At 42.8% G+C, this 14,670-nt stretch carries 9 protein-coding genes; 2 read left to right on the forward strand and 7 right to left on the reverse strand.

Going from position 1 to position 14,670, the window contains the following annotated elements; all coding sequences use genetic code 11:
- Positions 1 to 392: 392 nt before the first annotated feature.
- Positions 393 to 2,024: an L-glutamate gamma-semialdehyde dehydrogenase gene (gene pruA, locus ACFS25_RS00005; protein ID WP_381496284.1), complete on the reverse strand. Its 1,632-nt coding sequence runs from the start codon at positions 2,022 to 2,024 to the stop codon at positions 393 to 395.
- 141 nt (positions 2,025 to 2,165) lie between these two features.
- Here pruA and thrC point away from each other — a divergent pair, with 141 nt between their 5' ends.
- Complete coding sequence (gene thrC, locus ACFS25_RS00010; protein WP_381496286.1) at positions 2,166 to 3,473, forward strand: threonine synthase; 1,308 nt, start codon at positions 2,166 to 2,168, stop codon at positions 3,471 to 3,473.
- Between the two features lie 95 nt (positions 3,474 to 3,568).
- On the opposite strand, the gene ACFS25_RS00015 is transcribed toward thrC, so the two are convergent.
- The 5 genes from ACFS25_RS00015 to ACFS25_RS00035 form a co-directional block, all read right to left on the reverse strand.
- On the reverse strand, positions 3,569 to 5,392 hold the full coding sequence (locus ACFS25_RS00015; RefSeq protein WP_381496288.1) for a tetratricopeptide repeat protein: 1,824 nt from the start codon (positions 5,390 to 5,392) through the stop codon (positions 3,569 to 3,571).
- 490 nt (positions 5,393 to 5,882) lie between these two features.
- Positions 5,883 to 6,764, reverse strand: coding sequence for a class I SAM-dependent methyltransferase (locus tag ACFS25_RS00020; protein ID WP_381496291.1), 882 nt, complete (start codon positions 6,762 to 6,764; stop codon positions 5,883 to 5,885).
- A gap of 75 nt (positions 6,765 to 6,839) precedes the next feature.
- Positions 6,840 to 8,699 (reverse strand): tRNA uridine-5-carboxymethylaminomethyl(34) synthesis enzyme MnmG, encoded by a 1,860-nt coding sequence (mnmG, locus tag ACFS25_RS00025; RefSeq protein WP_381496293.1) that lies wholly within the window; start codon positions 8,697 to 8,699, stop codon positions 6,840 to 6,842.
- A 153-nt stretch (positions 8,700 to 8,852) separates the two neighbouring features.
- The gene (locus ACFS25_RS00030; RefSeq protein ID WP_381496295.1) at positions 8,853 to 12,155 is read right to left on the reverse strand and encodes a DUF4175 family protein; all 3,303 of its coding nucleotides are present in this window, start codon (positions 12,153 to 12,155) and stop codon (positions 8,853 to 8,855) included.
- 18 nt (positions 12,156 to 12,173) lie between these two features.
- On the reverse strand, positions 12,174 to 12,527 hold the full coding sequence (locus ACFS25_RS00035; RefSeq protein WP_381496298.1) for a hypothetical protein: 354 nt from the start codon (positions 12,525 to 12,527) through the stop codon (positions 12,174 to 12,176).
- A 47-nt stretch (positions 12,528 to 12,574) separates the two neighbouring features.
- Between ACFS25_RS00035 and ACFS25_RS00040 the strand changes: the two genes are divergently transcribed.
- Positions 12,575 to 13,294, forward strand: coding sequence for a ComF family protein (locus ACFS25_RS00040; RefSeq protein ID WP_381496300.1), 720 nt, complete (start codon positions 12,575 to 12,577; stop codon positions 13,292 to 13,294).
- Positions 13,295 to 13,398: 104 nt separating this feature from the next.
- On the opposite strand, the gene gldJ is transcribed toward ACFS25_RS00040, so the two are convergent.
- On the reverse strand, positions 13,399 to 14,658 hold the full coding sequence (gene gldJ, locus ACFS25_RS00045; RefSeq protein ID WP_381496303.1) for a gliding motility lipoprotein GldJ: 1,260 nt from the start codon (positions 14,656 to 14,658) through the stop codon (positions 13,399 to 13,401).
- Between the last annotated feature and the right edge of the window lie 12 nt (positions 14,659 to 14,670).

Here is a 14,670-nt window from a genome sequence, read left to right on the forward strand (position 1 = left end):
ATTAGGCCTGCCGCTAGCGTTCATCCTGAGCCAGGATCAAACTCTCCATCGTAAATAATTGTGTGATCACATAAATGTAGTCACGTTGTTTTTAGCCTTATTAGTGCTAACCTTTTGATGTCAATACGTCAAAGAACTGTCTCTCTTTCGAGATTGTGGCCAACCGTTGTTGGCCTATCTTATATTTCGGAGTGCAAAGGTACGTTACTCTGTCTTCATTGTCAAGAAAAAGTTGAAAAATTATTTTGACAACTTTTTACAATTCCCATTTTCAACTTATTGATTGAAAGGCAATTAGCATAATTAGTTATTTGCTTTTCGCTGTTTGGGAGTGCAAAAGTAGGCCATTTATTTTCATTACGCAAATGTTATTTCAAACTTTTTTTAAAATATTATTCGGCTTGTAGAAATGGATATTCGAAAGATTTGGGTGGGGTATACGTCTCTTTTATGGTACGTGCTGACACCCAACGATATAGGTTTAAGGCAGAACCAGCTTTATCGTTCGTACCGGAGGCTCGGGCGCCACCAAAAGGTTGTTGACCAACTACGGCTCCCGTTGGTTTATCATTGATATAAAAGTTGCCAGCCGCATTTTGGAGTGTATGAGCGACGTGTTCAATTACATATCTGTCCTTGGCAAATATTGAGCCTGTCAACGCATATGGAGAGGTAGTATTTACTAATTGGAGTACATTTTCGAACTCCGACGGCTCATAAACGTAGATTGATAAGACAGGGCCAAATATCTCTTCGCACATTGTTCGATAGTTTGGATCCTTCACTAACAAGACGGTTGGTTCAATAAAGTAGCCTTTTGTCCCGTCGTAATTGCCGCCCGCTACAACTTCGACGGTATCGTTCTGTTTAGCTTCCTCAATATAAGCGGTAATTTTCTTAAACGCCCTTTCGTCGATAACGGCGTTGATGAAGTTGGTAAAATCTTCTGTCACGCCCATTTTCATCTCACCCAAGAATTGTTTCACTTTAGCTTCTACCGCTTTCCATAACGACGATGGTATATAAGCTCTGGAAGCCGCTGAACATTTCTGGCCCTGATACTCGAAGGCACCCCGAACTAATCCGGTAGCTACCTCATCGGCGTTAGCTGATTCATGAACCAAAACAAAATCCTTTCCGCCGGTTTCTCCCACAATCCGTGGATACGTTTTGTACTTGTGGATGTTAGCGCCAATTGTTCCCCAAATTTGTTGAAAAACACCAGTGCTTCCGGTGAAATGAATTCCGGCGAAATCTGGATGGTTAAAAATAACCTCTCCCGCTATTGGTCCATCCACGTAAATCAGGTTGATGACGCCGTCTGGTAATCCTGCTTCCTGAAGGACTTCCATAATTACTTTAGCTGATAGAATCTGTGAATAGGCCGGTTTCCATATAACTGTATTCCCCATGAGGGCAGCGGATGTAGGCAAATTGCCAGCTATAGCCGTAAAATTGAACGGTGTCAGTGCAAATACGAATCCTTCGAGCGGGCGATACTCCAGACGGTTCCAAACGCCCGGTGATGAAGCTGGTTGCTGCCTGTATATATCAGCCGCGTAATGGACATTGAAACGTAGGAAATCAATTAATTCGCAAGCCGAGTCAATTTCGGCCTGATAGGCGTTTTTCGATTGCCCCAGCATAGTAGCGGCATTGATTCGGGCGCGGTACGGTCCGGCGATGAGTTCGGCGACTTTTAAGAAAATAGCAGCCCGGTGTTCCCATGACAAATTTGCCCAATCATCTTTAGCCGTTAGTGCCGCCTGAATAGCTTCTTTCACATGTTGGGCATCACCTTCGTAAAAATAGCCTAGCGTGTGTTGATGATCGTGGGGAGGAGCAATACGAAGTTTACGGTCGGTTCGCACTTCTTTGCCCCCTATATACATTGGAACATCAGTTTCCTGAGAGCGAAAATCTTCTAAGGCTTTCTTAACGGCTTCGCGTTCTGGCGAACCAGGCCGATATTCTTTTACCGGTTCGTTTGCCGGTGTTGGTACGTTGAATAGTCCGAATGACATACTGAAGTGTTGGAGTTTCGACAAATTTAAGGATTGACCTACTTATCCACTAATCAACAATAGTTTTCCACATTTTGGTTATTCCGTTTCATTTCATTTAGTTGATTTACCGTACTTTGCATCCTTACTCTGACTTTGTCCATGCGTTTTTACAGCACAAACAGTCCTCAGACGACTGTATCTACAGAACAAGCCCTTTTTCACAGCCTGCCTGCTGACAAAGGACTTTACATGCCGACACATTTACCTTTTTTGGGTCCCGATTTTTTTTCGGCTATCGCCGATCAGTCGCTGGCTGATATTGGGTTTGCAATAAGTAAAGCCTTATTTAGCGATGAAATCAGTAAGGCTGATCTGGAAGAACTGACCCATCAGGCGTTTCCATTCGCTACCCCCGTTGTTGATCTTGAACCCGGTAAGACTAGTGTTTTAGAGTTGTTTCATGGCCCATCGTTGGCATTTAAAGATGTTGGCGCCCGGTATATGGCCGGTTTAATGTCTCACTACTCAAAGCATAGTGATAAAGAAGTCAATATTCTGGTAGCCACTTCGGGCGATACGGGTGGGGCGGTAGCAATGGGTTTTCATAATGTTCCTGGTGTTCGGGTATCTATTTTGTACCCAACTGGCCGGGTTAGCGAATTGCAGGAAAAGCAATTAACTACGCTTGGCGGCAACATACAGGCTTTTGAAGTAGATGGCTCGTTTGATGATTGTCAGGCTATTGTGAAGCAGGCTTTCGTTGATGCGGAACTGAATGCGCACTTGTCTTTATCCTCAGCAAACTCGATTAATATTTTCCGACTTATTCCTCAAGGATTCTATTATGTCAGCGCTTATGGTCAAGTTCAGAAATATCATAAACCCGTAGTCTTTTCGACACCAAGCGGAAACTTTGGTAATTTAAGCGCTGGGGCAATGGTACAAAAGATGGGGTTGCCAGTTGCGCATTTTATCGCGGCTACTAATCTTAATCATGTTGTTCCAACTTATTTGGAAACTGGTGTTTACTCTCCCAAGCCTTCGGTTACGACAATATCGAATGCAATGGATGTTGGCAATCCAAGTAACTTCGTTCGGCTAGCTCATCTTTACGATGACGATTACGATCAGTTTAAAACAAACGTATCTGGCTACTTTTTCGACGATGATGAAACGCGAGCTGGCATGAAACGGATTCATGATCAATTTGGGTACGTAGCCTGTCCACACACGGCTATTGGTATTATGGGTCTACAGTCCTATTTGAACGAAACACAACAAGACTATGTGGGTGTGGCATTAGCAACAGCGCACCCGTCAAAGTTTAAACCATTGGTAGAAGAAGTGCTTGCTCAAGTTGTGGAAGTGCCGGAGCGTTTGGAAATTTTAGCCCATCGCAAAAAATATAGTATTGTTATTCCTGCCGACTACGAGGCTTTCAAAGAGTCTTTCTTGCAAACAATTTAAACGAAGTTATCCACAGAAATGGGGCTAAATCACGTGATTTAGCCCCATTTCTGTGGATAACTTAATTTCTTGCTGGAATAAATTTACCGGAAGCTTTAGTTCAAGGTGTCGCCCCGTAATACGCGGAACCGTTTACGGGCTTCTGCTCCATAAATACTGCCTGGGTATTGGGTCAATACTTTTTGATAGGCTTCCATGGCTGCCTGTTTGTCTTTCAGGCGGTCTTCATACATCTTACCCAGCGCGAAAAGAGCATCATCACCTAGTATGTCAGTTGGATAAGTTGTGACAATTTTCTTTAAGTCTTCGATGGCCTCTGTGTTTTTGCCCTGCTTCATATACGTATTCGCCCGAAGCCAGAGAATCTCATCGGCCAAGCTATGATCCGCATACTTTTTCATCATTCCATTAAGGGCGTCGATGGCTTCGTCTGTTTTATTCTGAAATAATAGCAGGTCAATACTAGCATACTCGCGCATAGCAGCCTCGGTACTATCCATGCCCGTGTTATCCACAATCAATAAACTCAACTGTTCTGCATCATTGGCAATCTCGCGTGATGTAGCTAGTTTTAAGACATCCAACAAATCTTTTGCTACCGCAAGATTCCCCCGGTAATAGTGTAGCTTAGCATTTTTCAGTTTTGCTTCGTACCCCAAGAGTTCTTCCTTTTGAGACTTTTCAACTTGTGAATACAATAGTGTCGATTCCCAAGGTTCGCCTTTGAGCAGATATATATCACCTTTATCAAGCTTACACCGGTCTACAAAGTTTTTGTCGGCTTTGCCTAAATCAATCGCCAAATCCAGGACCGTTAGTGCGGTGTCTTTACTATCCAGGTAATTTCCATAGAGATTGGCTGTACTGCGAAGGGCGTCAAGCGTTTTTACATTTGTGCCGATTTCCTGAAGCATCCGTTGATAATCGCTAATGAGTTTACGGATCTCGCTTTTATCCACAGGGTATGTGTTTTTTACCTGTTCTTCTCGAGCATTGATAACTAACCGGCGAGCAAATGGGTAAAGCTGTCCTTGTGGATAAGTTGTGGATATGTACTCAAAAGCTTCGGCCGCTGTCTTATATTCTTTGTTGTTCATGGCCAGCATACCAAGATCATACACCCGGCTACCATTTAATTTCAGTCTTTTGTCAGTTGCCTTCTCTTGTAGCAACGCCCGGGTAAACTTTTGTTTCTGGACAAAGTACCAAATCAGAAGTTCGTTATAAGCCAGTTCGTTTGGCTCTTGTTGAATTTTCGTATAAAGTGCTTTTTCCACAAGAGGTTCGTCCTTCGTGTTGATAAACCCTTGTAAGGCGGCCAGTACAGTTTCTTTTTTCTCAGTCTGTTTACTAGTCGTTATGATTTCATCGATGGATTTTTCAGTCTGACCCGTTGCCCGATAAAGGGCCATTAACTCTTCACTGTAAGCCGTAGGATCTTTACTTACCTCGCGTGCCGTTTCAAGAGATCGAATCGCCCAGCGGGTCTCTCCTGCTTCACTGAAGGCTGCTGCAATTTTTTCGAGTTTTGCTATTGACGATTTGCTCGATTGTATGGCAGCGTTGTATTGTGTCTTCGCCAGCGTTGTATCGCCTTGTTGCGTGGCTAACTGACCCGTTAACAGTTCGTAGAAAGGTCGGTTGGGTTCATCACTGCGCTGCTGCTTGCGCAGGTATTTGACAGCATCTTCAGCTTTCTTGGTTTTCTGCAAGCTATACACATACCGGGATAGCTTTGTCCAGGTCACATCTGTTTTCAAGAGCTTGGCATATTCGTTGGCCGCTTTTTCAAATTCGCCAGCTTTATAATATTCTTCGGCCAGCGTTGCTCCGCCTGGCGTGGGTACGACCTGTCCCCATATCTGACCGATAGCCATCAGCCAAATCAATACAATAATGACTTTTGACCTTATTAACATTTTATATAAAAGCTTTTTAAAAGAAACGTTATTACAACCATTAGCTATGTGGAAATGTGTATAAATAAGTTATCCACTCTTGAAGATACTCATTGTGGATAAGAGCAACAATATATCCACAATTTCTTTCTTACTTATCCACTTCTAATAGCCTTATTATTAAGTAAATAACATTTTATCCACATTTAGCGTGTTAATGGTCTGTGGATTTGTGTATAAACTTAATACACACTTTTGAGTGGGGAAAATTTGTGGACCTGATTGTGATATGTGTGTATTTCTCCACATATATCAACTTATTAAAAAGCTGTGTGGATTACTTTGGTATTCTTCCACATACCGTTGGCCTGTTGTGAACAAGTTGTCCACCATCTAAGGGGAGTTATGCACAAGGTTATTCACATAAAAATTTAACTTTTTTAATTTAAAATAGACCTTTACCTGACGGCTGTGTGAAGGAATAGTTATATCCACATGACAGGCGCTACAACTATATCTTCTTGAAGAGGTAAATTAGGCTTGACGAATTACCTGTTCGTCCGGCTTGAGCGTTTGAGGATAATCCTACTTGTACACTCTTTAAATAATCAGTTTTCCCCGTTTTGTATCTTGTACTTAACATAGCGATGTAAAATGCATCAAAGACCATTGGCCGCTTATCAGTCAAGACAAAGCCATGCTTTTTAAAGAGAGGTTCAATTGTTAAGGGAGTAAAATGATGCAGATGCCGAGGTACATCGTAAGCAGCCCAGTATTCTTTAAAATAATGGGCATCGTAAGAATCTGAGTTTGGAACGGCTATCAGTAAGGTTCCCTGCTCTGCTAGTAACTGATGAAGAATTGTGATCGATTCGTTCAGATCAGGAATATGTTCAAGTACATGCCAAAGTGAAATAATATCGAATGGCTGAGTCTTGTCAAAGGCTTCTAGACTAGGCTCAATTTCTGCCTGTAGTTTTTTTATGGCTATAGTGCGTGCATCAGGATCTGGTTCCATCCCTGTCACTTGCCATCCTCCTTCTCGACAACTTTCTAAAAAGGCACCTGTGCCGCAGCCCACATCCAGAATTTTTCCCTGCTTGCCATTTAATTTGTTGATGAGATTTAGCTTGGACCGTAGGGTGTAGTTTCTAACTAAACGATAGGCCGTATTGACCAATCCACTACTCTCATCATTGTGAGATACGTACTGCTCCGACTTATAGTAAGAGCTTATCGAACTGGCATCCGGGCGAGGATTTGTTAGCCGGAAGCTACACTTTTGACATTGCTGTATTGTGAATTTCTGATTACTAACCAGGTAATCTTCACAGATTAAATGAGTACTGAACGTGTTGTTGCCGCAGACTGGGCATTGATGTACGGTTTCCAAAACAGGTATTAAAAATGAGTGAGTACAAAAAAAGGCCATAAACTCTTACGAATTTATGGCCATAAATTAAAGCAGTTATCGGCCCATGTAGACTAGTAAAATCGACACATCGGATGGACTAACACCACTGATTCGTGATGCCTGACCAATGGTTGAGGGTCGTAAACGTTTCAGTTTTTCTTTCCCTTCAAATGAAAGTGCTTTTAATCTATCATAATCAAAAGTGGGGTTGATCGACAGATTTTCCCACTTGTCTAATTTTTCGGCATTCTGTTTTTCCCGACTAAGATAGTCTTCGTATTTTATCTCTATAACAGTTTGCTCAGTTATCTCCTCCCCTACCCTGGGCATGTCAGATAGTGTAGTCATGAGTTTTTTTACGTCGGCTTGATCAATTTCAGGCCTTTTCAAAAGAGTGTATAAGCTACTTTTTTCCCGTAGTGGCGCACTCCCTTTCAATTCGAGCAGATCATTAATTTCTTCCGGTTTCACTTTTGCCGAGCGAATAGCTTCGGTTAATTGGGCCACACCATTTCGTTTTACGATCATTGTTTCGTAGCGTTCCTGTGAAGCAAGACCAATAGCATATCCTTTCTCTGTGAGTCGCAGATCGGCATTATCCTGTCTTAGTAATGTCCGATATTCAGCTCGTGAGGTGAACATACGATAAGGTTCTTCTGTGCCCTTTGTAATCAGATCATCAACTAACACCCCGATATATCCTTCCGAACGTTTGATCGTAAATTCCGCTTCTTCGTTTGTATTTCGATGAGCATTAATACCGGCCATTAACCCTTGACAGGCCGCTTCTTCGTAACCCGTTGTGCCATTTATCTGACCGGCAAAGAACAGATTGCTTACTAAATGGGTCTCCAGTGTTGGCTTTAATTGCGTTGGTGGAAAGAAATCATACTCTACCGCATAGCCCGGACGGAACATTCGCACATTCTCAAAGCCCTGGATTTTACGCAATGCATTGTATTGTACTGTCTCTGGTAAAGAGGTAGAAAATCCATTTACATACACTTCCACCGTATCCCAACCCTCAGGTTCTACAAAAATTTGGTGGCGGTCTTTGTCGGCAAAGCGATTTATTTTGTCTTCTACAGATGGGCAGTATCGTGGGCCCAGTCCTTTTATTCGCCCGGTAAACATTGGCGATTTATCGAATCCAGTTTTCAATTCGTCATGTACTGCCTGATTGGTATAGGTGATCCAGCAACTTCGCTGCTTAGTTAAGGCAGCTGTATCTGTATAGGAGAACTTACCCGGCTTTTCATCTCCGAGTTGTTCCTCCATCAAGGCATAATTCAGGCTTCGACCGTCAACTCGTGGAGGTGTCCCCGTTTTCATACGGCCAGATTCGAACCCTAATGATATCAGTTGTTCTGTCAATCCGGTAGATGGTCGTTCAGCAGTTCGTCCGCCACCAAACACTTTCTCGCCTATGAACATTTTTCCATTTAGGAACGTCCCGTTCGTTAGAACAACTGCCTTTGCAAAAAATTCGACCCCTAAACTTGTTTTCACGCCATTAACACGGCCATCTTTTACTAGGACTTCATTGACTGTGTCCTGCCAAAAATCAATGTTCTTATTTTGTTCCAACGCCTTACGCCATTCCCAAGCAAAAACATTTCGATCGCTTTGGCAGCGTGGGCTCCACATAGCTGGACCTTTAGACCGGTTCAGCATCCTGAACTGTATCATGCTTTTGTCGCTGATGATACCCGAGAGTCCACCGAGTGCATCAACTTCGCGAATAATTTGTCCTTTAGCTACGCCACCCATTGCCGGGTTGCAGGACATTTGTGCGATGGTTTGCATGTTCATTGTAATGAGCAAAACTCGGGAGCCCATTGTTGCCGCTGCATTAGCTGCTTCACATCCGGCATGACCTGCCCCTACTACAATGACATCGTATGAAGAATACATTTTTGATAATTTATGAAAAATGTTTCACGTGGAAACTTTTCACAAAATTGTTAAAAGTTGTCGAAAAGGTGAAACGCATTATTTATTGAATAACAAGGCAACAAAAAACCGCTGACCTTAGTGCGTAGCCAGCGGTTTTTAAGAGTTGAGACTCTACTTACTTACCTTTTGTAAGTACTGATTTGCTTCCTTCTTATAAAAGAGATTATAATTTGGTGTAACCGAGCGAAGTACTTCAACTTGTTTCGTTTTCTGTTGCATACTGGTAGAATCAAAAAAAGAAGGGGTACTACGCTTAGTCGATTTCGCTGCTTCTGCCTGACGTTTCGGATCTTCTTCCTGTTGTTTTAACGCTTTCTCTGATTCAAGCAAGCGGGTTAAAATTTCATTCTGACGATTAATGGTAGTTGGATTAACACGCTTGTTCACTAAGTCAGTTTCAGCCTCGTCCATTTTCTCCATCAACTCCTTCACCTGCTTATCCTGCTGTTTACCGGCTTCAGTCCCTTTTGCGTTCTCTTCCAACTTCTTGAGCATACTTCGAATCATGGCTTGCTCAGCGGCCATTTGCGATAGCTCCTCTGATAATCCCCTACCCGATTTGCCGCCTTTTTGCATCTGCTGCATCTTTGCATTCAGCTGTTTTTGCATCTCACCCATACCGTCGGAGTTCTTACCTTTCTTGCCCCCTTTACCTTTGCCAGGCATCGCCATAGCGTTCATTTGTTGCTGCATATTCTTTAAAACATCGCTCAACATAAGCGCTAGATTGTTGATAGATGTCATGGCAAACTGCTGCTTTGACGAAGCCATGCTCAAGCGACGGTCACGTAGTTGCTGAACGCTTTCGTCCATGTAAAATTTCATGTTCGTCAATTCACGTGTTACAAACGATTGAATCTGCACAACCCTACTAGCCAAGGCATTTAAACTATCCTCAATAATTTTCGCATCATCCTGTAACTTAAGTTGCTCCTGAGATAATTTCGTGACGCGAGGATCCTGTAAGCTCATTCCACGAAAATCCTTCATCACTCTCTCCTGCCCAAACGATAACGTAATAAGGTTATCAAGGATATTACGTAGGTCGTCTATGTTCTCCTGCATCTCCTCCTTCTCAGATGATTCCATAGACTCTTTCATCGACTTACTCATTGCCCGCATAGATTTCGCTGACTTTTTCTGTTTAGCAGAAGCTTGCTTACCTTGATCGCTCTTCATGCTCTTGGTCGCTTCCTCCATATCCTTCTCAATATCTTGCTGCTCCTTTTCAGACGATTCAGGTTTATTTAGCTCGTCTTTCTCTGCTTGCTTCTCTATTTCCTTTAGTTGCTCTTCCGTGTTTTTAAAGTCTTCCTGAGATTTCTCCTGTTGCTTTTGCTGCTCCTCAGATGTCTCGTTTTTCTTCGCATTCTCTTCGGCTTGCTTCTCTAACTGCTCGGCCTGTTTCTCCAGATTCTCCGCGACGTTATTAACCTTCTGTTCCAACTGCATTTGCTTGAAAAGCTTAAGGGCTCGGTCTAAATCGCGTTCCATATTGCGCTCTTTACGGCTTAAACGGTCAAGCATATCGGACGCTTTCTCATCTTGTTTTCGTTCTAGCAACTGCTTCAACTGCTCATATAATTGCTTCGATTCAGGATCGAGCAACTCATTAAATAGCTTCTGCAACTGCTCCATCTTATCCTGCATGGACTGATTTTTCTCAGCAAAGCGTTGTTGTGTGTCATTTGTTTTCTGCATTTGCTCCTGTAGTTTTTGAACTTCCTTCATCAACTCTTCTCGCTTTTGCAGCACATCCTGAAGCTGTTTCTTATCTTGGAAATCGGACGATTTTTTTGTCCTCATCCGGTCTTCCATGGTTTGTAGTTCCTTCTTTATCGCCTGCGTTTTGCTGAGGGCGTTACTTATCTGCTCTTCCGTTTTTTCAGATGATTTATCAACCTGTTTCTGAATCTCTGCATTCGAAGGAACCTCAAAGTTCAATTGGTTAGATCGACTCGACTTCGCACCATTGACGCCATCATTGTCCCAAACCTGCACAAAGTATTCTAACCGATCTTCCTGCCCAAGCTTTAAGCTATCAAGTGACCAATTGTAGATGAAGTTTTGAGAAGTTGTTGATTTGTTTACTGGAATATCCTTTACGTATATAGGTGAAGCTTTTCCATTACGATTGATTTTATAGTTTAAACGTAATTTAGAGAAGCCATAATCATCAGAAATAAGGCCAGAAAGGGCTATATAGTTATACGTTACGGTGTCCTGAATCCGATCGACCGAGATTTGTGGATAACGGTCCGGAATGACCTGAACGTTATACTGAATTGTTGACGGCGAAGCAACCTGACCATTTTTTAGGGATACCGTATAAGCTGCATTTTGCATAAGCTGCCTATTTAATACAAACGTATTATCATCGATCAAACGAGCAGGGGTTGGCTTTGCATCCGTATTAAATCGAAGCAAAAGAGAGTCTGTATGATCAGCTGCAAACTCCCAGTTTACAACCGTTCCCTGAGGTACGAGTAGGTTACCAACATTAGAAAGCTGTTCTGCTGGTTTATTTAAGTAAGCTGGATAAGCCAGCTTTACATTAAACGAAAGGACGGATGGCCTGTCAAGTAAGGCTACTTTGTACTCTGGCGATTTATAACCGGATGCTTCCAGATGAAAGTCTAAGTCGCGTTGTAGATTATCGAAATTATAAGTGAACTGGCTCTTAGACTGCTCAAGTTTAAAGCGTGTTCCATTAGCTACAACATACACAGCTTGTGGTATAGCATCACCAGTCAATTTTACCGATAGTGGAAAATCTTCGTTTCTGAATGCTTTTAACGACTTATTCTGAACGACAAACTGAAAGGGTGCTTCATCAACAAATTCTTCGTTGTAGTTAACCAGCCGTGTTGACGATTTTGCGAAGAAAGCTGGATTGAAAACCAGAATAAGCAGAATCAACGCCAATGGAGGAATCGCATATTTTAGAAATTGACGATTACGGTTTATTTGGATGGCACTGGCAAAACGATTAATAAGTAATTGTTGAGAACGCTGGTTTAAGCTAGCTTCCAGCAAATCACTTTGGTCAGACGAGATGCGCTGGAGTTGAAGTGTGTTCAGCAACTTATCGCCTACTTCGGGGAAGAAAGTACCAATTTGACGGGCAGCTTCATCATTCGATAAAGGTTTACTTAGCCCGTACAAATTCATCAATGGACGAATAACGAGTAAATATAAACCGACCAGCGTAGTAAGTAGGAAACCAAAAAACAGGGCACCACGACCAACGGAATTGAACCGGCCAATAAATTCGGCAGTGTTTATGAATAGGTAGCCACTACCAAGTAAGGCAACAAAGAACAAACTACCTTTCACTAACTGATTCTGAAAATAACGCTTTTTATACTCATCGATACGTTGAAGCAACGTAGTATAAGCCGTTGAAGATTGCATAAAGATTCAGGTTGAGAGTTAAACTAAAAGAGACTCGAAATACTGAATTACATGTTGTTTTAGAAAACTCTCCTGGGCTAATAAGTCGCCGTGCGGAATGGGTTTAGCCAACGTCCATCGCGGCCAACCATCCTTATCAAGACCATCGAACGTGTAATAACCAGCCGAGCTCAGCACCCGACACACGGCAATATGCATTAGGTCTTGTTTAGCTTCCTTAGAGAAGCGTTTGGGACCAGTACCCAGTTCTTGCACCCCAATCAGAAAAAGAACAGCGTTGAGGTCGGCAGGGCGTTTCCCAACAAGTTCCAGTAATTGGTCAAGTAACTCATCCCACGATTTATCTATACTTTTTTCGTTCACGACGCTCATACGGTTATTCTTCTCTCTAAATTACAACGATTTATTCTATCTAACGAATGCTCTCCCTATTTCGATTTATTCGTGAGCTCACAGCCGATTTTACCGATCTTTTATTTCCTATTTTGTGCCTTGGTTGTAACCAGCCGTTGAGCGCGAATGAGAAAGTTCTTTGTACACAGTGCCGGATAAACTTGCCAGAAACAGGCCATCATCAAGAGCCTTACGACTCAACTCTCCTCCATAAGTTTGCCGGGAAAGTGCCCATTCAATTTTTAGCTTCTTATGTTTATTTTACCAAAGGCGGGATTGTGCAAAAACTGATTCACGGTATTAAGTACAAAGGCCAGAAAGAAGCCGCTAAAGAAGTTGCAAATTGGTACGGTCACCAGCTACTTTCTGAAAGTAAATTAGTTAATAAAATCGATATAATAATTGGTGTTCCGTTATATAAAAGCCGTTTTCACCAACGAGGCTATAACCAGGCAGACTGGATTGCCGAAGGATTTTCTGAAGCCTTTAGTGTACCCATGCGAACAGATATTCTGGTATGCAACAGGTTCAAGGAATCACAAACTCGTAAAAATCGATTGGAACGGTGGGAGAATGTAAAAACAGTATTTACGGTAAAGAATCACGATGAGATTAAGAATAAAAACATCATCATTGTAGACGACGTGCTAACAACGGGTGCAACAATTGAAGCCTGTGCTATCGAGCTATTGCGGGCTGGGTGTAAGTCGGTAGGTGTACTAACGTTGGCAGCTGCACATAGATAAGTGAAACGAACCCGATTTGTTCACCGTAGTTTTTATAATTCGTTCAAAAGCAAGCGGTCATCCATTTCTGAATGACCGCTTGCTTTTGAACGTAACGTGAAAAATTATTTATTGCGGCCAACACCAATCATGGCGCAACGGAAACCAATCATAGCTGTAGCCGAATCCTGATCTAAGAAACGACGTGTACCAGGCGAAAGCCAATAGGCTACATCATTCCAGGAACCGCCCTTATAGACGCGTAGTTTATCGTCAATCAACGATTGCTTATTCTTGGTATCGTAGTTTTTGGCGTCATCCATATACCCATTCCGGCGAATCGGGTTTAGGTCATTTACATCCTGATAAGATAATGGCCGATAGACGTCATATACCCATTCGTTTACGTTACCAGCCATGTTGTAAAGCCCGAAATCGTTGGCTGGATAAGCATAAATTTCAGCCGTGATAATTGCCCCATCATTAGAATGGCCTGCAATACCAGCATAGTCACCGCGACCGCGTTTGAAGTTAGCTAGCATCTGGCCTTGCTTACGTCCTTTTTTGGGATTTCGTACCGACGACCCATCCCACGGATAAATCCGCTGATTGATCTGATTCTCGTCCATATACTGCGTTCCAATAAGGGCTTTGGCCGCATATTCCCATTCGGCTTCGGTTGGAAGTCGGTAATCGGGTAAAATCATACCGCTCTCAAGACTTGGTTTAGCTGGTGCGGCTGATGTTGCTTCTGCTAAAGCTGGTTCAGCTTCTTTCTTAGATTTTCGTTTTAGCGAAAAGCCACCACCCTTTTTCTTGGGAGCACCACCTTTAGCTAATTCATTATTCACAGCATTTGACCGCCAAACAGCATAATCGCTAGCCTGTACCCACGATACACCCACAACAGGGTAGTAGCGAAACGCTGGATAACGAAGGTACTGCGTTACGTATGAATCGTTAAATGAAAGAGGATTGGCCCAAACGGTCGTATCGGGTAACGCAGCTTTCACTACTTCTTCAGACGAATCGCGCGAAATAGAATTGAGATATTCGAGATAGTGAACATTGGCCATCTCGGTTTCGTCCATATAAAAAGACTGAATCGACACGGTTCGCTCACGGTTGTCACGACTGTTCATGACATCCTCTTCAAGGGCGCCCATGGTAAATCGGCCACCTTCAATAAATACAAGATTTGGACCTGCCTTCTGTCCAGCAAATTTCTTGACCTGAAACCCGTCTTTCTGGTTGTAAGCAATCCCCGTCGCTGTACTTGTCTTACCGGGCTGTACGCTGGTTGGGTGCTTAGGCTTACAAGATGCCAGGGCCGCCGTTACCAGTAGCACATAGGCTACTCGTTGCAGGTGATACTTTTGAATCATTGTTCTATTTTG

This window comes from Spirosoma flavum (assembly GCF_042686045.1).
Lineage (GTDB): Bacteria > Bacteroidota > Bacteroidia > Cytophagales > Spirosomataceae > Spirosoma > Spirosoma flavum.

Excerpts from the sequence above, each read along its gene's own strand:
- pruA (WP_381496284.1), bottom strand. The coding sequence starts at position 2,024 with ATGTCATTCGGACTATTCAACGTACCAACACCGGCAAACGAACCGGTA.
- thrC (WP_381496286.1), top strand. The coding sequence starts at position 2,166 with ATGCGTTTTTACAGCACAAACAGTCCTCAGACGACTGTATCTACAGAA.
- ACFS25_RS00015 (WP_381496288.1), bottom strand. The coding sequence starts at position 5,392 with ATGTTAATAAGGTCAAAAGTCATTATTGTATTGATTTGGCTGATGGCT.
- mnmG (WP_381496293.1), bottom strand. The coding sequence starts at position 8,699 with ATGTATTCTTCATACGATGTCATTGTAGTAGGGGCAGGTCATGCCGGA.
- ACFS25_RS00030 (WP_381496295.1), bottom strand. The coding sequence starts at position 12,155 with ATGCAATCTTCAACGGCTTATACTACGTTGCTTCAACGTATCGATGAG.
- ACFS25_RS00035 (WP_381496298.1), bottom strand. The coding sequence starts at position 12,527 with ATGAGCGTCGTGAACGAAAAAAGTATAGATAAATCGTGGGATGAGTTA.
- ACFS25_RS00040 (WP_381496300.1), top strand. The coding sequence starts at position 12,575 with ATGCTCTCCCTATTTCGATTTATTCGTGAGCTCACAGCCGATTTTACC.
- gldJ (WP_381496303.1), bottom strand. The coding sequence starts at position 14,658 with ATGATTCAAAAGTATCACCTGCAACGAGTAGCCTATGTGCTACTGGTA.